Below are 22,074 nucleotides of genomic sequence, written 5' to 3' on the forward strand. Positions count from 1 at the left end.
TGGAGATGAGCCATCTGCTTGAGCTGTGCGTCGATTGGGCCGCGCGTATCGGCCTGAACTACACCTTCCTGCTCGACGCCTATCAGCGCGGCAGCCTGGTCCAGGGCGCGCTGACCACCGGCCTGCTGTGCCTGTTCACGATCCTCGGCAGTCTGCTGGCGGGGATCACGCTGGCGGCGATGCTGACTTCAGGCAACCCGTGGCTGGCCAAGCCGGCGCGGGTGTTTGTGGAAGTCACGCGCAACACGCCGACGCTGGTGCAGCTCTACTGCGCGTTCCTGGTGTTGAACATGCTGTTGACCCAGGCGGTCGGCGCGGCCAACCCGCTGACGCCGTTCGCCTGGGTGGTGATCGTGATCTCGCTGCACAAGGGCGCGTTTCATGCCGAGGCCTTGCGCGCCGGCATCGAAGCGGTGCCTGCCGTCACGCTGGAGGCCGCCAGCTCCCTGGCCTTCAGCCGCCGCCAGTTGCTGTGGAATGTGCAGTTGCCCCTGGCGCTGCGCTTTGCCTTGCCGTCGTTGATCAACAACCTGATTGACCTGGTGAAGATGACCGCCGTGGCCTCCGCGATTGCGGTGGGCGACATCACCTACGCGGCGATCATGATCTGGACCCAGAGTGACAACGTACTGGAGCTGATGCTCCTGATCCTGAGCTTTTTCGGCCTGCTGAGTTTTATCGTCAATTGTGTGGGGCGCTGGCTTGAAGCGCGCCTGAGGATGCCCGGCTATGGCCATTGATTCATTTCCCGTGCTGTCGGCGTTGTGGCAGTGGTCGCCGGCGCTGGTCGCAGGCTTTGGCCAGAATATCCTGATCAGCCTGCTGGCGATCGGCATGGGGTCGGTGCTGGGCCTGGTGATCGGTGCGTTGGCGTTGTCGCCCCTGGGCTTTGTGGCGCGGCTGTGGGTGCAGGTGTTTCGCAATGCGCCGTGGCTGGTGCTGATCTATTTCACTACCTACGTGTTCCCGTTCGAGATTCGTATCGGCAGCAGCTATGTGTCGTTCCCCGATTGGGTCAAGGTCACTATCGGCCTGGCGTTACCGGCCAGCGCCAACGTGGCGGAAATCTTCCGGGGCGCCATCGGTTCGATCCCCAGCACCCAATGGGAAGCCGCGCGGTCCCTGGCATTCACCCGTGGCCAGCTGTTTCGCTCGATCATCCTGCCGCAGTGCTTCAAGCGCATGTTGCCGCCGTGGATGAACCTCTACGCGGTAGTCACCATGGGCACCGCGCTGGCCTCGCTGGTGGGTGTGCATGACGTGATCGACACCGCGCAGATCGCCAGCAACACCGTGAACATGACCGGCTTTACCGTGGTGATCTACCTGAGCCTGCTGGTGCTGTTCTTTGCCTATTGCTACCCGATTTCCCGCCTGACCCAACACCTGGAGCGCCGTTATGCCTTCTACTGAACCCCTGGTGAGCCTGCGGGATGTGCACTTGTCGTTCGGCGCCAACCCGGTGCTCAAGGGCATCGACCTCGACGTGCTGCGTGGCCAGGCCGTGTCGATTATCGGCCCGTCCGGCTCGGGCAAATCCACGATCCTGCGCTGCATCACCGGGCTGTTGCAGCCCCAGCGCGGCAGTATTCGCGTGGGCCAGACCCAGGTCGACAGCCTGGTCCAGGAAGCCCAGCGCATCGAGTTGCGCAAGCGCGTCGGCTTTGTGTTCCAGCAATACAACCTGTTCCCGCACTTGTCGGTGCTGGAAAACCTGGTGATCGCCCCGCGCAAGGTGCTCGGTCGCAGCCGTGCCGATGCGGAAAAAGACGCGCGGGCGCTGCTGGCCAAGGTGCGCATGGAGCACAAGGCCGATGCGTACCCCGGCCAGTTGTCCGGCGGCCAGCAGCAGCGCGTGGCGATTGCCCGCGCCCTGGCGATGCGCCCGGAGCTGATCCTGTTTGACGAAGTGACCTCGGCGCTCGACCCGGAAACCGTCGGCGAAGTGCTGACGGTGATTCGCGAATTGACCGAAGAGGGCATGACCTGCGTGCTGGTCACCCATGAAATGCGCTTCGCCGAAGAGATCAGCGACGTCGTGTACTTCACCGAAAACGGCGTGATTGTCGAGCATGGCAGCGCCACGCAGATCTTCCAGAACCCTGGCAACGAACGCACCCGGACGTTCCTGCGCCATGCCTTGGGCGATTCGGGGCGCCGTGGCCCCATCCACCATGACCCGTACCTGTTGACCCATTTGAGCCGTTACAGCCTGTCAGTCTGATAAGAGGAAAACCGTGATGAGCAACGCAAACCGTGCCGCCGTGATCGAGGCGTTTTTGCAGCAGATCCGCGTCATCAACCAGCGCGGCGTAGACCGCGCAGCCCTGGTGGACATCGTCGGCCTGCTGGAACAATTGGCCGAGCGCCGCGACCTGTTCAACTTCGAAGAATTCCCCGCGCCTGTGCCAGGGCAGGGCAGCACCGCATTCCGCTATCGTCTCAACGACGACGGCGATACGCCGACCCTGTACCTCAACTCGCTGTTGCCGGGCAAAAGCACGCTGCCGCACAACCATGAGACCTGGGCGATCATCAGCGCGGTGGAAGGCCAGGAGATCAACTACGTCTATGTACGCAATGACCAAGGCCACGAGCCGGGCTTCACCACTCTGAGCCTGGAGAAGGAAGTGATTGTGCAGCCGGGCACGTCGATCTCGTTCCTCGGTGAAGACCTGCATGGCATCAAGGTTGAAGGTGAGCAGGCAACGTTGCATTTCCACCTGTATGGCTTGCCGCTGGAATCCCTGAACGGCCGCTACGGTGTGGACGCGGACGGCCGCATCCTCAACTACAACGCCTCGCAGATGGCGCCGTCGATCAAGGCCTATGCCTGACGCGTTGCCGTCACTTTTCTCTTAATTGTTGGGACTTCCATGAGCCAGACCATCACCCCACGTCAACTGCAGCAATGGCTGTTCGATGGGCAGGAAATCGCCGTGTTCGACGTGCGCGAACACGGGCAATACGGCGAAGCCCACCTGTTCCATGGGGTGAACCTGCCCTATAGCCGCCTGGAGCTGGAGGTACGCCGCCTGGCGCCCAACCCGCAGGTGAGGCTGGTGATCTATGACCAGGATGGCGGCGAGGTGGCGGCGCTGGTTGCCGCGCGTTTGCAGGCGCTGGGCTACCGCCGCGCGCATGTGCTGGAGGGCGGTGCCGAGGGTTGGCAGGCGGCGGGGTTGCAGCTGTTTGCCGGTGTGCATGTGCCGTCCAAGGCCTTTGGCGAATTGGTCGAAGAGGCCAGCCATACGCCTCACGTCACCGCCCGGCAACTGGCCGATTGGCAAGCCAGTGGCGAGCCGCTGGTGGTGCTGGACGGGCGACCGTTCGAGGAGTACCGCAAGATGACCATCCCCGGTTCCATCTGCTGCCCCAACGGTGAGCTGGGCTACCGCGTACAGGATCTGGTGCCGGATGAACGCACGCCCATCGTTATCAACTGTGCAGGACGCACCCGCAGCATTATCGGCGCCCAGACGCTGATCAACCTGGGCCTTAAAAACCCTGTCTATGCCTTGGAAAACGGTACCCAGGGCTGGTACCTGGAAGATTTCCAGCTGGAACATGGCAGTACTCGGCGCTATGCCGATCAGGTCAAAGGCGACCTCGCCTCGCAGCGTCTGGCGGCACGGCAGTTGGCGGGGCGGGCAGGGGTGGTCGAGGTGTCAGCGGATCAAGTCCGGCTGTGGGCCGAGGACGCGCAACGCAGCCTGTTCCTGTGTGATGTGCGCACTGCTGAGGAATTTGCCCTCGGCTCGTTGCCAGGCGCGCAACATACGCCGGGCGGGCAGTTGATCCAGGCCACCGACCTGTATATCGGCGTGCGCCAGGCGCGCATCGTGCTGGTGGACAGCGATGGCGTGCGTGCGCCGATTGTCGCCAGTTGGCTGCGTCAACTCGGGCACCAAGCCTATGTGCTCAGCGGTGGTATCGACAGCAGTCTGGCGCTGCCGGTGTTGCCGACGGTGGCGTATGAGCCGTTGCCGCTGATCAGCGCCCAGGCCCTGGCGCTGGAATTGAGCGATGTGAACCTGATCGACCTGCGCCCGAGCATGGCCTACCGCAAGGGCCATATTGCCGGGTCCCGCTGGTCGATTCGTGCGCGGCTCAAGACCGACCATCGTCCCTTGGTGCTGGTGGCGGATGACCCGGCATTGGCGGCCTTTGCTGCCGAAGGCCTGTCGGCCCGGTTGCTCGACGGTGGCTTCGCTGCCTGGGCCTCGGCCGGCCTGCCGGTCAACCAGGATCCGCAGACACCGCCCGACGCCGAGTGCATCGACTTCCTGTTTTTCACCCACGACCGTCACAACGGCAACAAGGACGCCGCGCGCCAGTACCTGGCCTGGGAAATCGGCCTGCTCGCGCAAATGAGCGAAGCGGAAATCGCCAGCCTCCAGCCGTTGGCACCTGTGTCGCGGGTGCGCACGCGCTTGATCCATGCCGCGCGTACCGAAAAAGGTCATGGCGGCCGCGCAGTCAATGTGCCGATTACGCGCCTGAGCACCGTGCTGTTCGACAACCTGGCGCAGATGCGCGACGCCCGTGCCCGCCGCGACAGCGAGCGGGTGCTCAGCTACGGCGCGCGTGGCAACCCGACCTCCCATGCGCTGGAAGACCTGGTCACCGAGCTGGAGGGCGGCTTTCGCACGCGGCTCTACGGCACGGGCCTGGCGGCGGCGGCCCAGGTGTTCCTGGCCTACCTGCGCCCCGGCGATCATGTGCTGATCACCGACGCGGTGTATTCCCCGGTGCGCAAGCTGGCACGTGAATTCCTCCAGCCGTTCGGCATCGAGGTCAGCTACTTCGCACCCGATGGCAAGGGGCTGGAAGCGCAACTGCAAGCCAACACCCGGCTGGTCTACGCCGAAGTGCCGGGCTCACTGTTGTATGAGCTGTGCGATCTGCCGGCGATTGCCGCGTTGTGCAAGCCACGCGACATCCTGCTCGCCGTCGACAACACCTGGGGCTCGGGCTACCTGTACCGGCCACTGGCGTTGGGCGCGGATATTTCGATCATGGCCCTGACCAAATACCTCGGCGGCCACAGCGACGTGATGATGGGCAGCGTGTGCACCACACCAGCGGCCTGGCCTGCGCTGGGCAGGATGAGCGACACCTTCGGCAACGCGGTGAGTGCCGACGACGCCTACCTGATCCTGCGCGGCGCACGCACCCTGGCATCACGCCTGGATGTGCACGAACGCCAGGCCGTGGACATCGCCCTGTGGTTGCAGGCGCAACCGCAGGTCAAGCGCGTGTTCCATCCGGCCTTGCCCGGGCATCCTGGGCATGGGTTGTGGCGCCGGGACTTCACCGGCAGCAATGGGTTGTTGTCGTTTGAACTGATGAATGCAGACGCCGCTTACGTCGAGCGGTTTATCGACGGCTTGCAGCTGTTCGGCCTGGGCGCTTCGTGGGGCGGCTATGAAAGCCTGGTCACCGTGGCCGACACCGGCGACCGCGACAGTGCGGCCGACCGTGGGCTGAACCCGGTGGTGCGCCTGCATATCGGTCTGGAAGATATGGCGGCGTTGATTGAGGATCTGCAACGCGGCTTTGTACGTGCCGTTCTGTGACCGACAGGTTCTGTAATAAAAACGCCATTGCGCTGGGGATTAAATTCGGGACGGGCTATTTTGGTGCATCTCAATAACTAGAGTAGCCATGGATGAAATACCAACCCTTCAGCCGCACACTGATTGCCACCGCCTTGGTGTTGACGGTCAGCGGCGTACAAGCCGCGTCCCAGGCCCCGGTGGCCGGTGAAAATGGCATGGTGGTGACCGCCCAGCATTTGGCCACGCATGTCGGCGTGGATGTACTCAAGGCCGGCGGTAACGCGGTGGATGCCGCCGTGGCGGTCGGCTATGCGCTGGCGGTGGTGTACCCGGCGGCGGGTAACCTGGGCGGCGGCGGGTTCATGACCGTGCAACTGGCGGATGGGCGCAAGACCTTCCTCGACTTCCGCGAAAAGGCCCCGTTGGCGGCCACCGCCGATATGTACCTGGACAAGGCCGGCAATGTCGTTGAAGGCCTGAGTGCCAAGGGTCACCTGGCCGTCGGCGTGCCCGGCACCGTCTCCGGCATGGAGCTGGCCCTGAGCAAGTACGGCACCCTCAAGCGCGCCCAGGTGATTGCCCCGGCGATCAAGCTGGCGGAAAACGGTTTTGCCCTGGAGCAGGGTGATATCGATCTGCTGCACACCGCCACCGGCGAGTTCGAAAAAGACAAGGATATGCGCGGGATTTTCCTGCACAACGGCCAGCCGATGCAGGTCGGCCAGAAGCTGGTGCAGAAAGACCTGGCGAAAACCCTGAAGGAAATCTCCGCCAAGGGCAGCGACGGTTTCTATAAAGGGTGGGTCGCCAAGGCCCTGGTGGATTCCAGCCAGGCCGGCAAGGGCATCATCACCCAGGCCGACTTGGACAAGTACAAGACCCGCGAACTGGCGCCCATCGAGTGTGACTACCGTGGCTACCACGTGGTCTCGGCACCGCCGCCAAGCTCGGGCGGTGTGGTGATCTGCCAGATCATGAACATCCTCGAAGGCTACCCGATGGCCGACCTGGGCTATCACTCGGCCCAGGGTCTGCACTACCAGATCGAAGCCATGCGCCACGCCTACGTGGACCGTAACAGCTACCTGGGCGATCCGGATTTCGTGAAGAACCCGATCGAGCATCTGCTGGACAAGAACTACGCGGCCAAGCTGCGTGACGCCATCGAGCCGCAGAAGGCCGGGGATTCCCAGGCGATCAAACCCGGTGTGTCGCCCCATGAAGGCAACAACACCACCCACTATTCCATCGTCGACAAGTGGGGCAACGCGGTCTCGGTGACCTACACCCTCAACGACTGGTTCGGTGCGGGCGTGATGGCGAGCAAGACCGGGGTGATCCTCAACGATGAAATGGACGACTTCACCGTCAAGGTCGGGGTGCCGAACATGTACGGCCTGGTCCAGGGTGAAGCCAACGCCATCGCACCGGGCAAGGCGCCGCTGTCGTCGATGAGCCCGACCATCGTGACCAAGGACGGCAAGGCCTTGATGGTGGTGGGTACACCGGGCGGCAGCCGCATCATTACCGCGACCCTGCTGACCATCCTGAATGTCATCGACTATAAGATGAACATCCAGGAAGCCGTGGACGCGCCGCGTTTCCACCAGCAATGGATGCCGGAAACCACCAACCTGGAGACCTTCGCGATCAGCCCGGACACCCAGAAGATTCTGGAAAGCTGGGGCCACAAGTTTGCCGGGCCGCAGGATGCGAACCACTTGGCGGCAATCCTGGTGGGGGCACCGTCCCTGGAGGGTAAGCCGGTGGGTAACAACCGCTTCTATGGGGCGAATGACCCGCGTCGTAACACCGGCCTGTCGCTGGGCTACTAACCACCCCGGTGTTGTAGTGAGCGGGCTTGCCCCGCGCTGGGTGGCGAAGCCGCCCCAATAAAAAACACCGCAGCCTGCCAGACAGGTCGCGGTGTTTGGTTTTAGGGCGGCTTCGCCACCCAGCGCGGGGCAAGCCCGCTCACTACAACAGCTGTTCTACCGCAGCAAAGGCGGCGGTGCGGCGCTCCTCCCAACTCCCCCTGATGACCACCACCGCCTGTCGATGCGCCTGCATCCACGCCAGGCTGTCCTGGAAAAACGCCTGGCGGTCGGCCAGTTCCGGTTGGCAGCGTTGGCCGTCGGCGGTCCATTCCACATCATCCGGCGACAGCAGCAGGTGCAGGTCGTAATGCCGCGCCAGCAGTTCATCGTCGAGCCACGCCGGGTAGTCGCCGAACAAGGTCTGGCTCCAGAGTTTGTTGGTCAGCAGGTGCGTGTCGAGGACCAGCAGGCGCGGCTGCCGGGCGCGGGCGGCATCTTCCCAGGCCAGTTGGCCGTGGGCGATGGCCGGAATATCCGCCAGGCTGGTGTCGCGCTGGTGGCGGTCCATGAAATCGCGCACGTATTCACGCACCATCAGCCCGCCGAAATGCGCGTGCAACTCGGCGGCCAGCCAGCTTTTACCGCTGGATTCGGGGCCGGCCAGGACCACCACCTTCATGGTTGCAACGCCGGGTCGGCGCGCCATTCACGCCAGCCTTGCACGGCGATCACGGTGAACAGGGCGTAGAGCGCAGCGGTGAGGTACAAGCCCTTGTAGAGGAACAGCCCGACAAAAATCACGTCCACGGCGATCCACAGCGGCCAGCATTGCACGCGTTTCTGCGCCATCCACATTTGCGCCACCAGGCTGAAACCGGTGAGGGCGGCATCCAGCCAGGGTTGCGCGGCGTCGGTCCAGTGCGCCATCGCAGCGCCCAGCAGCAGGCTGCCGACCGCGCCGATGGCCATGCTGATCATGATTGCCGGCCAACCCAGGCGGGTGACCTGGCGCCCTTGCTTGACCTCGCCGGCGCGGGTCCACTGCCACCAGCCGTAGACTTGCAGGGCGGCGTAGACCACTTGCAGCAGCATGTCGGAATAGAGTTTCACGTCATAGAACACCCAGGTGTACAGCAACACCATCACCAGGCCGATGGGCCAGCACCAGGGGTTTTGCTTGACCGTCAGCCAGACAGCGATCACCCCCAGGGCGGCGGCGAACAGTTCAAGCCCGGACATGGCGGTTCCTTGGGAGAGTGGGAGAGGGCGGGGATTGTAACCAGAGGTGAGCGATCTTCAAAACATCGGAGGGCAAATGTGGGAGGGGCTTGCCCCTCCCACATCTGGAGCGGCGTCAGACCTTGAATTGGCGCAGCAGGCCGTCGAGTTGTTCGCTCAGCCCGCGTAAATGCACGCTGGCCACGTTGGACTGCTCGGCCGCCATTGCGGTGCTGTGGGACAGGCTTGCAGCCTGGGTGACGTTCTGGTTGATGTCTTCCACCACATGGGCCTGTTGCAGGGTGGCGCTGGCAATCGAGGCATTCAAACCGTTGAGGTTGTGCAGCGCCTGGCCGATGGCGGTGAGGCTGGCACCGGCCTGGCCGGCTTGTTCGATGGTCAGTTGCGAGGCGCTGTGGCTGTCGCTGATCACCTTGACCGCGGCTTCCGAGTGACCTTGCAGGCGCTCGATCATCGCCTGGATCTCGGCGGTGGATTTTTGCGTGCGCTGGGCCAGCAGGCGGACTTCATCGGCCACTACGGCAAAACCACGGCCTTGTTCCCCGGCGCGTGCGGCTTCAATGGCGGCGTTGAGGGCCAGCAGGTTGGTCTGGTCGGCGATGGAGCGGATCACTTCCAACACACCACCGATCTGCGTGCTTTCGCTGGACAAGGTGCGGATCACTTCGACGGCCTGGCTGATGGTGGTGGAGAGCTGGTCGATCTGCTGCAGGCTGCTGTCGATATTGACCTGGCCTTGCTGCGCCTGGGCCTGGGCATCGCGCATTTCGCTGGCGGCGTGTTCGGCGTTCTTGGCCACGTCCTGCACGCCGTAGGTGACTTCATTGATGGCGGTGGCCACCAGTTCCATCTGCTGGGACTGTTGCTGGCTGCGGTCATGGGCTTGGGTCGCGTTGTTGCCCAGTTCCGTGGAGGACTGGCCCAGGGCGTTGGCGCACACCTGCAACTGGCTGACGACCTGGCGCAGCTTGGCCGTGAAGGTGTTGAAGTGCTGGGACAGTTGGGTGACTTCGTCGCGGCCGTGGGTATCGAGGCTGCGGGTCAGGTCGCTTTCGCCGCTGGCGATGTTGCCCATGGCGTTCACCGCATCCTGCAGGGGGCGCACGATGCTGCGGGCAATCAGCGAGACCAGCAGGGCCATCACCAATGCGATGCCGAGGACGATAAACGAGGCCTTCCACACTTGGCTGTTGAACTCGGCCTGCACATCGTCCACGTAAACGCCGGAGCCGATGATCCAGCCCCACGGCTCGAACAACTGGATATACGAGGTTTTCGCCACTGGCGCCTCCGCACCCGGTTTCGGCCAGCGGTAGTTGATGATGCCGGCACCCTTGGCCTTGGCCAGGATCACGAACTCGTTGAACACGGCAAACCCGTCGGGATCGCGGATGGCCGAGAGGTTCTGGCCGTCCAGCTTGGGGTTGGCCGGGTGCATGATCATCACGGGGGTGAGGTCATTGATCCAGAAGTAGTCGTCGTGGTCATAGCGCAAGCCGCGCACCGCGCTCAGGGCTTGTTTTTGCGCGGCTTCGCGGGTCATCACCCCGGTGGTTTCGAGGCTGTGATAAAACGTCAGGATCCCGCTGGCGGTCTGGACCACGTGCTGGGTCTGCTGGCGCTTGGCCTGGTACAGGTCGTCGTGGATCTGCTTGAGCATCAGCAAACCCAGGGCCATCAGCATCAGCACGGCGACGATCAGGATCATCCAGAGGCGTCGGCTGATCGACATATTGCGCAAACTGTTCATCGTCCTGTCACTCCGGGCTTTTTATAATTGTGGGCGTCGCATCGACTTTTACGCCTCGTCTGATAGGCTTTCGGCCTGAAATCGCAAAACCTGAGTACTGCCTGATTTTTCACAGAATTTTTGCAGGCCGGCATTGACCATGGTCAACACCGGGCACTTGAGTGCGCTCGTCAGTGAACCATTAAAAGATTGATAAGGCATGCCACAGCGCATGACCTTTGGGGGAAGCATGGATTTTTGGACCGCCATTCAGGCATTGATTCTTGGCGTCGTGGAGGGGCTTACCGAGTTCCTGCCGATCTCCAGCACCGGACACCAGATTATTGTCGCCGATTTGCTCGACTTCGGCGGCGAACGCGCCATGGCGTTCAACATCATCATCCAGCTGGGTGCGATCCTCGCGGTGGTCTGGGAATTCCGGCGCAAGATCCTCGATGTAGTCACCGGCTTGCCCACCCAGCGCAACGCCCAGCGCTTCACGGTCAACCTGCTGATCGCGTTCCTGCCGGCCGTGGTGCTGGGGGTGATCTTTGCCGACCTGATCCACCATTACCTGTTCAATCCGATCACCGTGGCCACCGCGTTGGTGATCGGCGGCATCGTCATGCTGTGGGCCGAGCGCCGCGAGCATGAAGTGCACGCCGAAAGCGTCGATGACATCACCTGGAAAGACGCGCTCAAGGTCGGTTTTGCCCAGTGCCTGGCGATGATCCCGGGTACGTCGCGCTCCGGCTCGACTATCATCGGCGGCCTGCTGTTCGGCCTGTCGCGCAAGACCGCCACCGAGTTTTCATTCTTCCTGGCCATGCCGACCATGGTCGGTGCGGCGGTGTACTCGGGCTACAAATACCGCGACCTGTTCCAGCCGGCGGACCTGCCGGTGTTCGCCATCGGCTTCGTCACCTCGTTCATCTTCGCGATGATCGCGGTCAAGGGCCTGCTCAAGTTCATCGCCAGCCATAGCTACGCGGCGTTCGCCTGGTACCGCATTGCGTTCGGCCTGCTGATCCTGGCGACCTGGCAATTCGGCTGGATCGACTGGGCAGCGGCCAAGGCATGATGATTCAGCATCCGCGCCTGAAAGCGGCGATCTTTGTGCTGCTGTGCGCGGCGCCGCTGGTGGGGGCAGTATTGGTGTGGCAACGCGGCGAAACCGTGATTCCGCTGGTGGCCTATGGGGTGGTCAGCGTCATCGCGTTTTTCCTGTATTGGAGCGACAAGCGCAAGGCCCGCACCGACAGCTGGCGCACCCCGGAGAACATCCTCCACGCCGTGGAGCTGGCGGGCGGCTGGCCGGGGGCGCTGATTGCCCAGCAGGTGTTCCGGCACAAGACGCGCAAGGTGTCTTACCAGGTGCTGTTCTGGGTGATCGTGCTGTTGCACCAGGTGTTCTGGCTGGACCAGTTGTTCCTCGGTGGCACGCTACTGTCCGTTCTCTAGCAGCAACCCCACCTGTGTGCGCTTGGGCAGTTTGCTCACCACCAACTGGTGGGAGCGCTGCAACAGGCTACGCAGTTCCTCGGCCCCCAGCGGGTAGGGCGTGTTCATGATGATCCACTGCGCGCGTGCCAGGTACGGCGCCGGGTGGATGCCGGGACGGTCCACATGGCCGAGGAACAAGTCCTTGTCGACCTTGAACGCCAGCGAGTCGCCGCGCAGATTCTGCAGGGCGAACATCTTGTTGCCGGCGATCGAGAACACCCGCACGCCGCCCCATTTGTAGTCTTCCCGCGCGCCGGGCAGGCTCAGGCAGAACGTCGCGACCTGTGCTTCGGTCATTTTCATAGCAGGCGGTCTCCGCAGCTTTTGAAGCCTTCTTCCAGGTAATCGATCCAGGCGCGAATCGCCGGCAGCACGCCGCGGCGATGCGGGTAGACGGCCTGCAGCCAGCCGCCCGGCAATGACCACTCCGGCAGCAACTGTACGAGCCGGCCGCTGGCCAGTTCTTCTTCGCAGTACATCAGCGGCAGCACGGTAAAGCCCAGGCCCATGATGGCGCTGGCCTTGCGTACGTTGAAGTCATCGACGCCCAGGCGCGCTTCCATCACCAGGTCGTGGGGGTTGCCTTCAGGATCGAGGATGCGTTGGTGCACCATGCGGTCTGCTTCCAGCGCGCCGAGTATCGGCAGTTGCTTGAGGTCGTCGAGGGTGTTGATGTGCCGACCGTGCAAAAAGTTCGGGCTGGCGACCAGGGCCGTCTGGGCGGGGCGCAGGCGCTTGGTGACCAGCAGCGGGTCTTCATCGCCCAGTTCGCGCACGCGCAGCGCCACATCGATGCCTTCGGCTACCAGGTCGACACGGCGGTTGACCAGGGTCATCTCCAGCTGCACCTGGGGGTGGGCAGCCAGAAAACCCGCAACCACATCCGGCATTATGTTTTGCGCCAGCCCCACCGGGCACGTCACCCTCAGCCGCCCGCGCGGTTCACTGGACATGCTGGCGACGGCCTCGTCGGCCATCTCTGCTTCCAGCAGCATCGCCTGGCAATGGCGCAGGTAGCGCTCGCCGACGGCGGTCAGGGTCAGTTGCCGCGTGGTGCGTTGCAGCAGGCGCGCGCCGAGGCGCTCTTCCAGCTCGGCAATGCGCCGCGACAGCCGCGACTTGGGAATGCCCAACAGCCGCCCGGCCGCCGCAAAGCCACCGGCTTCGACGACTTTGGCAAAATAGTAGAGGTCGTTGAGGTCTTGCATGGTCAGCCTATTGTCCTGTCAGTGGGACAAACTATCGCATTTCAGGCGTCTTATCGACTATTGGTTTCATGCGTAGCATCCCCTCCATCTGATCGCCACTGTCGATCCCACACTCGGAGATCCACCATGAAACTGTTGCACATCGATTCCAGCATCCTCGGCGACAACTCGGCTTCCCGTCAGCTCAGCACTGGCGTGGTCAAGGCCTGGCAGGCGGCCGAGCCGGGTGTGGAAGTGACCTACCGTGACCTCGCCAGCGAAGGCATCAACCACTTCTCCGGCGCGACCCTGGGCGCCCTGGGCACCGCCGCCGAACTGCGTGACGCCGCACAACAGCACGAGGCCGACCTGAGTGCCAACAGCCTGGCCGAATTCCTCGCCGCCGACGCCGTGGTGATCGGTGCGCCGATGTACAACTTCACCATTCCAACCCAGTTGAAAGCCTGGATCGACCGCATCGCCGTTGCCGGACAGACCTTCCGTTACACCGAAGCCGGCCCTGAAGGCCTGTGCGGTAACAAGAAAGTCATCATTGTGTCCACCTCCGGCGGCCTGCATGTTGGCCAGGCAACCGGTGTGGCCCACGAGGAATACCTCAAAGTGATGCTGGGCTTCCTCGGCATTACCGACATCGAATTCGTCCGCGCCCATGGCCTGGCCTATGGCGATGAGTTCCGCAGCAAGGCCTTGAGCGACGCCAACGTGCTCATCAACGAACAATTGTTCGCTGCTGCGTAAGGCTTGTGTAAATTTCGCCTCTGCTCGGTTTCAATCCGAAGCCGGGCGCCTAAACTCTGTATTCTTGTCGCCTGAAACGACCGGAATACGGAGTTTTTTCGTTTACCCGCTGTCATTACGTTGGCCCAGGTTATGCACGCATGGGTTTATCACCCGATGCGAGTGCCTTGAACCATGGACTTTTCATATAGACATGCCGCGGGTGTTGAACGTGGTCACGCAGCAAAGGTGGACATCCTCATGATGCGTCTTTGTGCCGTTATGGTTCTTTCCCTGCTGGGCGGCCTGATTTCAGTGCACGCCGCGCCCGCGCCGCACCCCCATTGGAGTGTGGGCTTCCATCGCATGACCTTTCTCGACCCGCTGGACCTGCAGCCGATGAAAGCCGTGGCCTTCTACCCGTCCACCGACGATGAACACAGCACGCAACTGGGTCCCTATCACGTCGCCGCCAGCGAAGATTCCAAGATCGCCATTGGCCGCTTTCCGATGCTGATGCTGTCCCATGGCAACACCGGTACGCCGCTGGCCCTGCATGACCTGGCCACTTCCCTGGCGCGCAAAGGCTTTGTGGTGGTCGCGGTGTTGCATCCCGGCGATAACTACAAGGACCACAGCCGCCTGGGCACGGTGAGTAACCTGTACGGCCGGCCGATCCAGATTTCCGAAGCAATCACCGCGACCCTGGGCGACCCGATGCTGTCGCCGTTCGTCAACGTCGATCAGGTGGGCGTTATCGGCTATTCGGCCGGTGGCGAAACCGCGTTGATCCTGGCGGGGGCCAAGCCGGACTTCGACCGCCTGCGTCGCTATTGCCAGGAACGCCCCGAAGACCGTGATGCCTGCACCACCAAGGGCGAACTGGTGGTGGACCGTGACGACCTGCAACCGCAATCCGACCCGCGCATTCATGCCTTGATGTTGATGGCGCCGTTGAGCCTGATGTTCGGCCGCCACACCCTGGCCGACGTGCATGTGCCGGTGCTGCTCTACAGCGGCGACGGCGACAAGCTGGTGGCGGTCGACAAGAACGCCGCCGCCCTGGCACGCAAACTGCCGGAGCCACCGGACTTCAAGCTGCTGGCGGGGGCAGGGCACTTCGTGTTCATGGCGCCGTGTGACAGCGACCAACTGGCCGCGATGCCGGCGATCTGCACCGATGCCGATGGCGTCGACCGCGAAGGCATCCACCGCGACCTGATCTCCGAGGCCGGGCGTTTTTTCACCCACACCCTCGGCCAGGCTACCCGCGCCGGTTTGCAGACCGCCGATCAGTAAGCGCGGCGCTTGAGCAGCAAGGTCACGCCCAGCGCCGTGACCGATAACAGCGCTGCGCAGAAGAAGATCCAGCTGTAACCCAGGTTCAACGCCACGGCGCCCATCAACGGCCCGGCAATCGCCAGGGCCAGGTCGAAAAACACCGCATAGGCACTCAGGCCCGCACCGCGGCTGCTGTTGGGCACCTGCTTGATGGCCTCCACGCCCAGCGCCGGGTACACCAGCGACAAGCCAAAGCCGGTCAGCCCTGCACCGATCAAGGCTACGCCGGTGGAGGGTGCCAGCCACAGCAGCGTCAGGCCCAGGGTCTCGATGATCATGCAGGCAATCGCCGCCCTGAAGCCGCCAAACCGGCTGATCGCGGAGATGAACAGCAGCCGCGAGAGGATAAAACACACGCCAAACACCGTGAGGCAGTACGCCGCGCCGGCCCAGCCGCGATTGAGGTAATACAGGGTGATAAAGGTGGTCAGGGTGCCGTAGCCGATGGACGCCAGGCACAGGCTGGCACCAAAGGGTGCAATGCGCCCGAACACCGCCCAGAACGGCAGGCGCTCGCCGCGTACCACCGGCACCGAGGGTTTATTGCGGATCAGCACCAGGCCCAGCGCCGCCAATACCGACAGCGCGATACCCAGGCTGGTGTAGCCATATTCGGCGACCATCACCACTCCGAGCGGCGCGCCGATGGCGATGGCGCCGTAGGAGGCAATGCCATTCCACGAAATCGACCGCGCCGTGTGCTCCGCCCCGACCTGGCCCATGCACCAACTGATGGTGCCCACGCCGATCAGGCCTTGGGCCACGCCCAGCAACAGCCGGCCGAGTATCAGAATCCCCAGGCTCAGGCTGGGCAGGCTGTCCACCAGGGTGGCGAAGAACGTCAACACACCGCTGACCAGGATGCCCGCCAGCCCCAGCACAATCGCGCGCTTGGTGCCGACGTTGTCGGACATGCGCCCGGCCATGGGACGGCTGAGCAGAGTTGCCAGGTACTGCGAGCCGATGGTAATCCCGGCCACCACCGCGCTGAAGCCCAGTTGCTCATGGACATAGCCCGGGATTACCGCAATCGGCAGGCCGATGCAGATAAAGGCGATGAAGGTGTAGAAGACGATGGAGACGATCTGCAGGGTGATCGACAGGGAGGAGGAGGCGTTGGACATGGGCACTCGTTCGCGGGCGGGCGGTGAACGCATCATGGCAAGGGCTTGGGGGAAAAGGAAGCAGGCTAACTACTTCGGCTGAGAAACCGGCTTACTGTGGCGAGCGGGCTTTTGTGGTGAGCGGGGCAAGCCCGCTCACCACAACAAGCTCCCTCGCCACAACAAGCATGCTCCCAGGGTTTCAGGTCGCTACTGTTAGAACACCACGCCTTGGCTGCGCAGGTAGTCGTCGTAGGTGCCGCTGAAGTCGATCACGCCGTTGGCGCTCAACTCGATGATGCGGGTGGCCAGGGACGATACGAACTCACGGTCGTGGCTGACGAAGATCAGCGTGCCTGGGTAGTTCTCGAGCGCCAGGTTCAGCGCCTCGATGGATTCCATGTCCAAGTGGTTGGTCGGTTCGTCCATGATCAGCACATTCGGTTTTTGCAGGATCAGCTTGCCGAACAGCATGCGGCCTTGCTCACCACCGGAGATCACCTTGACCGACTTGAGGATCTCGTCGTTGGAGAACAGCATGCGCCCCAGGGTGCCACGGATCACTTGCTCGCCTTGAGTCCACTGGCCCATCCAGTCGAACAGGCTCATGTCGTTTTCGAAGTCGCTGGCGTGGTCCTGGGCGTAGTAGCCCAGCTCCGCGGCGTCGGTCCACTTGATGCTGCCGGCATCCGGGGTCAGTTCGTTGACCAGGGTGCGCAGCAGGGTGGTCTTGCCGATACCGTTCGGGCCGATGATCGCCACGCGCTCGCCGGCTTCAACCTGGAAGCTGAAGTCCTTGAACAGCGGCTTGCCGTCGAAACCTTTGGCCATGCGCTCGACGATGACCGCCTGGCGGTGCAGCTTTTTGGTTTGTTCGAAACGGATGAACGGGCTCACGCGGCTCGAAGGCTTGACCTCGGCCAGCTGGATCTTGTCGATCGCCTTGGCACGGGAGGTCGCCTGCTTGGCTTTCGAGGCGTTGGCCGAGAAGCGGCTGACGAAGGACTGCAGCTCGGAGATCTGCGCTTTCTTCTTGGCGTTGTCCGACAGCAGTTGCTCGCGGGACTGGGTCGCCACGGTCATGTACTCGTCGTAGTTGCCCGGGAACAGGCGCAGCTCGCCGTAGTCCAGGTCAGCCATGTGGGTGCACACGCTGTTCAGGAAGTGACGGTCGTGAGAGATGATGATCATCAGGCTGGAGCGCTGGGTCAGGATGTTTTCCAGCCAGCGGATGGTGTTGATGTCCAAGTGGTTGGTCGGTTCGTCGAGCAACAGCACTTCCGGGTCCGAGAACAGCGCCTGGGCCAGCAACACACGCAGTTTCCAGCCGGGGGACACTTCGCTCATCGGGCCGAAATGCTGTTCCAGGGGAATACCCAGGCCCAGCAGCAGTTCACCGGCACGGGATTCGGCGGTGTAGCCGTCCATCTCGGCGAATTCGGTTTCCAGCTCGGCCACGGCCATGCCGTCGTCTTCGCTCATTTCCGGCAGCGAGTAGATACGGTCGCGCTCGGCCTTGACCTTCCACAGCTCCTCGTGCCCCATGATCACGGTGTCGAGCACGGTGAATTCTTCGTAGGCGAACTGGTCCTGGCGCAGCTTGCCCAGGCGCACATTCGGCTCCAGCATGACCTGGCCGCCGGACGGATCGAGGTCGCCGCCGAGGATTTTCATGAAGGTCGACTTGCCGCAACCGTTGGCACCGATCAGACCATACCGGTTGCCGGCGCCGAACTTGACCGAGACGTTCTCAAAGAGCGGCTTGGCGCCGAACTGCATGGTGATGTTAGCTGTGGAGATCAATTACTTTACCTATCAATGGGTTGCGAGCGTGGCGGCAGGAGCCTTCAGGCATGCATCAACAGCGACATCAAGGCGCGAAACCCGGTCGCTGAGCAAAAAATGGGGGATGTGTGTTGGAATTTGGCGCGCATTATCGCATATGTCAGGCGACAGTTGTATGGCGGCCGACGACGGATGTTCAGCGCTTTGAATGTGGCAAGCCATTCTCGACGAAGCCGCGCTCAGTAAGTTGTTGCGATTGCCTGCGCGAGCTGCATGTCGGTCATGGGGCGCGTGTGAGGGGCCGAGCGGTAGTGTAGAGATGCCTGCTCAAACTGAGCGCCGCGAATTTCGCCCTCGGAGCCAATGAATGTAAGGGCATCATCCTTCGCTTTTTTCATTACTGAGGGCGAGTAGACCGTAAATGCCGTGGTCCCGCCGAGGACAATGGTCGGGAACAGGGTGGTGGCGCTCAGCGCTCTCTCGACCGGGTTCTCCACATACCATGCCATAGCGTTGGTGCTGATCGATGCCATGAGGGCGATTGCCAGCGTCTTCCAGGAATTCATTCTTCGATGCTTCCATTGCGGTCGAAGGACGCACGATAACAGAGTCGGCTGAGCGCCAGAAACCCGGCCCGTCAGCAATTAAACACAGGCGCATAACGCTCTTCGCGTTTCTTGAAGTGAATCGGTGCCATAGGGACTTTTTCACCGTTGACGAATATGTCCGGGAAGGTAAGCGTGAAATCATCCATGTCGCCTTGGCCCAACGCTGTCCCTTTGAACCCGCTGTGGAATGTTTTCCTGGGGTCGAAACCGGTTTTGAGTTGTTCAATGGTGACAGGATAGCTTTGCCCATTCGCCAGGGTGACCGTGACAACGGGCGACGCTGCACTGACCCAAAGCGTCGGGTCGGCCTGTTTGACGGCTGCTGTGTTATTGGATGGGTAGAGCCGTCCGAACAGGCGCAGTTCAGCAGCGGTTGAGCGCTGGTTACCCGGCCAGCTGGATGTGCCGGGTGGCGCAACATAGACCAGCACATGAACCCAGTTGAGTTCTTCTGCCAGTGGGGCATAGCTCATCGCCGCTTTCGGGCCGGGGCAGGTGCGCGAAAGCAGGGCGTTGCTGCCCACCGTCGACTCCGGATGCAGATAGGGCCCCGTGCTGCATCCTGCGAGCAGAAGCAGTAGCGGATACAGGAAGTATTTCTTCATAGGGGCAACTCCATTTGCTGTTTGGGTTCGGCGCACAGTGTCGCTTATATCAGGCCGCAGTTGCGTGAGGCGCGAAGAAGGGTTTGGCCAGCGTCTCTGGCATCGCCAGCCATAACAGCGCCAACGCGACGCCCGCCACCCCGGCCAGGGTGAGGAAGGCCGCATTGTAGCCGGCCTGCTGCACCACAAAACCGGCCAGGCTGCTGCTCAAGGCCGCGCCCAGCCCAAATACGGTGGACAGCGCCCCCAGGCTGACGTTGAAACGCCCGGTGCCCTGGGTCAGGTCCTTGACGATCACCGGGAACAGCGCACCGAAGATCCCCGCGCCGATACCGTCGAGCATCTGCACTGCCACCAGCCAGTAGGGATCGCTGGACAGGGTATAGAGCACGCCACGCAGCGGCAGGATCATGAAGCCGAACAGCAACAGCGGCTTGCGCCCCCACACGTCGGCCTTGCTGCCCACCAGCCAGGCCATCGGCACCATCACCAATTGTGCGGCGACAATACAGGCCGAGGTCAGCGGCGTGGCCATCTGCAGGTTGATCTGCGAGAGCTTCTGGCTGACCATTGGCAGCATCGCCGCATTGGCCAGGTGGAAGAGGGCGCAGCAGACGGCAAACAGCAATAACGGCCGGTTGGCCAGCAAGACCGCAATGCCGGACGGCTGCTCATGGTCGCTGTGGTGGGCAGGGTCGAAGCCCCGGGCCACCTCATGGTCGATCGCCTTGGCGGAGACGCAACTGACCGCGACGACACTGGCCACTGCCATAAAGGCCATCAGGTAGAACACCACCACGGGTCCGAACAGGTACGCCAGGCCACCGGCCAACAGCGCCGCCACAGCGTTGCCGGCATGGTTGAAGGTTTCGTTGCGCCCGGTGCGCCGGGTGAACGCACGTGGCCCGGTAATGCCCAGGGAAATTGCGGAGATCGCCGGGGCGAACACCGAGGCGGCGATGGCACTGGCCGCCTGGGTCAAGGCAACCAGGCTGAATGAACTGACGAAGGGCAGCAGCAGGCAACTGCCGGTCACCAGCAGGGCGGCAACGGCAATCACAGCGCGTTTGCTGCGTGTGCGGTCGATCAGGGCACCCGCCGGGCCCTGGGTGATCAGCGCCGCGATACCTGCCAGGGTCATGACTACGCCGATACTGGCCGGATCCCACTTGTGCACCGCCAGCAAGTAGATGGCCAGGTACGGGCCGAGGCCGTCGCGCACATCCGCCAGGAAAAAATTCAGGCTGTCCAGGGACAGGGTATTACGCAGGTCGGCGTGTTTGGCCACGATCAGGACTTCGCAGGGGGCGTTCAAAGGCTGAACACTCATTGCGCTAGTGACCTGCGCGCAGTTCATTTAGTTTCGCCTGCTGCTGGGGTTTTAATCTGCGGGCTTGTGGCTTATTTTCTTTGCCTCGCCGTATGACTTATCTGGAGACGCAATGGACATGCCCTCAGCTCAACAGGCGATTGCCTGCAACAAGGACGCCTGGGATCAATCCGCCGACCTGCATAAAACCACCGAGACCTGGAGCGCCCTGCTTAACGGGGTCCGCGACCCTGGGTTTTCGTGCCTGGACCCCACCCTTACCGGGCTGTTGCAAGACATCGGCGTTGCCGGCAAAGAGGTGGTGCAGGTGTGCTGCAATAACGGTCGCGAAAGCCTGTCGCTGTTTGGCCTGGGCGCGTGCTCGGTGGTCGGTGTGGATCAATCCCGGGCGTTCCTGCAGCAGGCCCGTGAGCTTGCCGACGTTTCGCCCCACAACCCGGAATTCATCGAAAGCGATATCCACCAGTTGCCATCCCGCTTGCACGAGCGCTTCGACATTGCCTTGGTGACTATCGGCGTGCTGGGCTGGATGCCGGATGTGGCGCTGTTCATGCGCCATGTTGCGAGGACCTTGAAACCCGGTGGCACGCTGGTGATGTATGAAACCCACCCGTTTCTGGAAATGTTCGACCCGCGCGCGCCAGACCCACTGTTGCCGGCCAGTTCGTACTTCCAGCGTGAGCCTTTTGTGCTGCAGGAGTCGATTGTCTATGAGGGGCAGGGCGAAGTGGCGGGGCCGACCTCCTATTGGTATGTGCACACCCTGGGGGATGTGGTGAGCGCGGCGATTGCTGCGCAATTGCAGATCGACCATCTGCAGGAATATGCCCACTCCAATCGCGAAGAACTTTACGACCAGTACGAGCACCAGCCTGCCCAGTTGCCCCTGTGCTTCACGCTGGCCGCCACCAGGCGTCCCGCCTGAGCCGATTCGCACCAGGCAAAAAAAAGCCCGCGCACTGGCGGGCCAAGGGATTTACTGGAGTAGGTAGGCTTCACCCTATAGGGCTGAAAGTGAAGGCTTTGTGAAAATGCTGTCGCGCGTTCGGATGGCGCACAGCATCAAGCGCGGCGCACGAAAGTGCGCATGGTTTGGCCTGGGCCGGTACTGAACACGATGGGCCTGGGCATACCTTCATCCGCAGCAATGAACACAAATGAATCCCCCTCAAGGCGATAGCTGGCGGGCAGGTGCTTACCGGCGTCATCGCCCAGGGCGTCCACCCAGGTAATGCTTTTGGGAACCGTGCTGCTGTCGAGGAAAAACCGGCCCGCCAACAACACCTCGCCACTGACGGTCTTCACTTCGAAGCGGTCGCCGCTGATGGTGGTTAAAGCACCCGGAGCGCTGTGGGCATCGATGGGATTGAGTACGCCACTGTCTTCGAGTGAGGTTTGCTCCCAGGCGCCTTGAAGGGCTTGACTATCCGGATCTGAAAGGGCTGACATACAAATTCCTTTTTGCTGAGGGGTAATTGCCGGACGTTGCCGGCGGTGCAGCCTTTTACCATCTTTCGCCGTTCGATGA

22 protein-coding genes are annotated in these 22,074 nt (G+C 62.5%); 11 read left to right on the forward strand and 11 right to left on the reverse strand.

Annotated elements, in window-relative coordinates; translation table 11 throughout:
- Positions 1-5: 5 nt before the first annotated feature.
- From F6S08_RS16275 to ggt, 6 genes are all read left to right on the forward strand, one after another.
- The gene (locus F6S08_RS16275; protein ID WP_065927801.1) at positions 6-740 is read left to right on the forward strand and encodes an amino acid ABC transporter permease; all 735 of its coding nucleotides are present in this window, start codon (positions 6-8) and stop codon (positions 738-740) included.
- Complete coding sequence (locus tag F6S08_RS16280; RefSeq protein WP_065927768.1) at positions 730-1,413, forward strand: amino acid ABC transporter permease; 684 nt, start codon at positions 730-732, stop codon at positions 1,411-1,413. Before F6S08_RS16275 ends, F6S08_RS16280 begins: the two co-directional genes overlap by 11 nt.
- On the forward strand, positions 1,400-2,224 hold the full coding sequence (locus tag F6S08_RS16285) for an amino acid ABC transporter ATP-binding protein (protein ID WP_065948673.1): 825 nt from the start codon (positions 1,400-1,402) through the stop codon (positions 2,222-2,224). The genes F6S08_RS16280 and F6S08_RS16285 overlap by 14 nt, the downstream gene beginning before the upstream one ends.
- Before the next feature lie 16 nt (positions 2,225-2,240).
- Complete coding sequence (locus tag F6S08_RS16290; RefSeq protein ID WP_065948674.1) at positions 2,241-2,837, forward strand: cysteine dioxygenase; 597 nt, start codon at positions 2,241-2,243, stop codon at positions 2,835-2,837.
- A 39-nt stretch (positions 2,838-2,876) separates the two neighbouring features.
- On the forward strand, positions 2,877-5,579 hold the full coding sequence (gene metC / locus F6S08_RS16295; protein WP_315871902.1) for a cystathionine beta-lyase: 2,703 nt from the start codon (positions 2,877-2,879) through the stop codon (positions 5,577-5,579).
- Positions 5,580-5,671: 92 nt separating this feature from the next.
- Positions 5,672-7,396, forward strand: a complete 1,725-nt coding sequence (gene ggt / locus F6S08_RS16300; RefSeq protein ID WP_315871903.1) for a gamma-glutamyltransferase — start codon at positions 5,672-5,674, stop codon at positions 7,394-7,396.
- A 142-nt stretch (positions 7,397-7,538) separates the two neighbouring features.
- Here the strand turns inward: ggt and F6S08_RS16305 are convergent, their stop codons facing one another.
- From F6S08_RS16305 to F6S08_RS16315, 3 genes are all read right to left on the reverse strand, one after another.
- Complete coding sequence (locus F6S08_RS16305) at positions 7,539-8,057, reverse strand: AAA family ATPase (protein ID WP_065927763.1); 519 nt, start codon at positions 8,055-8,057, stop codon at positions 7,539-7,541.
- A complete protein-coding gene (gene pnuC / locus F6S08_RS16310; RefSeq protein ID WP_065927762.1) occupies positions 8,054-8,617 on the reverse strand; it encodes a nicotinamide riboside transporter PnuC in 564 nt (187 codons plus the stop codon). Before pnuC ends, F6S08_RS16305 begins: the two co-directional genes overlap by 4 nt.
- A gap of 115 nt (positions 8,618-8,732) precedes the next feature.
- Positions 8,733-10,367 carry a methyl-accepting chemotaxis protein gene (locus F6S08_RS16315; RefSeq protein ID WP_065927761.1) on the reverse strand — a complete coding sequence of 545 codons (1,635 nt, stop codon included), beginning with the start codon at positions 10,365-10,367 and terminating at the stop codon, positions 8,733-8,735.
- Between the two features lie 229 nt (positions 10,368-10,596).
- Here F6S08_RS16315 and F6S08_RS16320 point away from each other — a divergent pair, with 229 nt between their 5' ends.
- Positions 10,597-11,427: an undecaprenyl-diphosphate phosphatase gene (locus F6S08_RS16320; RefSeq protein WP_065941752.1), complete on the forward strand. Its 831-nt coding sequence runs from the start codon at positions 10,597-10,599 to the stop codon at positions 11,425-11,427.
- Positions 11,424-11,807 carry a DUF1294 domain-containing protein gene (locus F6S08_RS16325; RefSeq protein ID WP_065927760.1) on the forward strand — a complete coding sequence of 128 codons (384 nt, stop codon included), beginning with the start codon at positions 11,424-11,426 and terminating at the stop codon, positions 11,805-11,807. Before F6S08_RS16320 ends, F6S08_RS16325 begins: the two co-directional genes overlap by 4 nt.
- Here F6S08_RS16325 and F6S08_RS16330 read toward each other — a convergent pair.
- The gene (locus F6S08_RS16330; protein WP_065941321.1) at positions 11,790-12,152 is read right to left on the reverse strand and encodes an MmcQ/YjbR family DNA-binding protein; all 363 of its coding nucleotides are present in this window, start codon (positions 12,150-12,152) and stop codon (positions 11,790-11,792) included. The two genes, F6S08_RS16325 and F6S08_RS16330, sit on opposite strands and share 18 nt — an antisense overlap.
- On the reverse strand, positions 12,149-13,057 hold the full coding sequence (locus F6S08_RS16335; RefSeq protein ID WP_065927759.1) for a LysR substrate-binding domain-containing protein: 909 nt from the start codon (positions 13,055-13,057) through the stop codon (positions 12,149-12,151). The genes F6S08_RS16330 and F6S08_RS16335 overlap by 4 nt, the downstream gene beginning before the upstream one ends.
- A gap of 126 nt (positions 13,058-13,183) precedes the next feature.
- On the opposite strand from F6S08_RS16335, the gene F6S08_RS16340 reads away from it, so the two are divergent.
- Together F6S08_RS16340 and F6S08_RS16345 are read left to right on the forward strand one after the other, a co-directional pair.
- The gene (locus tag F6S08_RS16340; protein WP_065927758.1) at positions 13,184-13,795 is read left to right on the forward strand and encodes an FMN-dependent NADH-azoreductase; all 612 of its coding nucleotides are present in this window, start codon (positions 13,184-13,186) and stop codon (positions 13,793-13,795) included.
- 240 nt (positions 13,796-14,035) lie between these two features.
- Complete coding sequence (locus F6S08_RS16345; protein WP_065927757.1) at positions 14,036-15,073, forward strand: alpha/beta hydrolase family protein; 1,038 nt, start codon at positions 14,036-14,038, stop codon at positions 15,071-15,073.
- Here the strand turns inward: F6S08_RS16345 and F6S08_RS16350 are convergent.
- The 5 genes from F6S08_RS16350 to F6S08_RS16370 all read right to left on the reverse strand — a co-directional run bounded on the left by F6S08_RS16350 (position 15,067) and on the right by F6S08_RS16370 (position 20,504).
- Positions 15,067-16,239 carry an MFS transporter gene (locus tag F6S08_RS16350; protein ID WP_065927756.1) on the reverse strand — a complete coding sequence of 391 codons (1,173 nt, stop codon included), beginning with the start codon at positions 16,237-16,239 and terminating at the stop codon, positions 15,067-15,069. The genes F6S08_RS16345 and F6S08_RS16350 overlap by 7 nt on opposite strands.
- A gap of 195 nt (positions 16,240-16,434) precedes the next feature.
- The gene (locus tag F6S08_RS16355) at positions 16,435-18,021 is read right to left on the reverse strand and encodes an ABC-F family ATPase (RefSeq protein ID WP_074846575.1); all 1,587 of its coding nucleotides are present in this window, start codon (positions 18,019-18,021) and stop codon (positions 16,435-16,437) included.
- Between the two features lie 221 nt (positions 18,022-18,242).
- Positions 18,243-18,569: a DUF2388 domain-containing protein gene (locus F6S08_RS16360; protein WP_065948677.1), complete on the reverse strand. Its 327-nt coding sequence runs from the start codon at positions 18,567-18,569 to the stop codon at positions 18,243-18,245.
- 71 nt (positions 18,570-18,640) lie between these two features.
- Positions 18,641-19,216, reverse strand: coding sequence for a hypothetical protein (locus tag F6S08_RS16365; protein WP_065927754.1), 576 nt, complete (start codon positions 19,214-19,216; stop codon positions 18,641-18,643).
- Between the two features lie 49 nt (positions 19,217-19,265).
- Complete coding sequence (locus F6S08_RS16370) at positions 19,266-20,504, reverse strand: MFS transporter (protein WP_315871918.1); 1,239 nt, start codon at positions 20,502-20,504, stop codon at positions 19,266-19,268.
- Between the two features lie 154 nt (positions 20,505-20,658).
- Here F6S08_RS16370 and F6S08_RS16375 point away from each other — a divergent pair, with 154 nt between their 5' ends.
- A complete protein-coding gene (locus F6S08_RS16375; protein WP_065927752.1) occupies positions 20,659-21,471 on the forward strand; it encodes a class I SAM-dependent methyltransferase in 813 nt (270 codons plus the stop codon).
- A gap of 137 nt (positions 21,472-21,608) precedes the next feature.
- Here F6S08_RS16375 and F6S08_RS16380 read toward each other — a convergent pair whose 3' ends face one another.
- On the reverse strand, positions 21,609-21,995 hold the full coding sequence (locus F6S08_RS16380; protein WP_065927751.1) for a TIGR03067 domain-containing protein: 387 nt from the start codon (positions 21,993-21,995) through the stop codon (positions 21,609-21,611).
- Positions 21,996-22,074: the final 79 nt, after the last annotated feature.

It is taken from the genome of Pseudomonas sp. JV449 (assembly GCF_032424295.1).
GTDB classification, from domain to species: Bacteria; Pseudomonadota; Gammaproteobacteria; order Pseudomonadales; family Pseudomonadaceae; genus Aquipseudomonas; species Aquipseudomonas marginalis.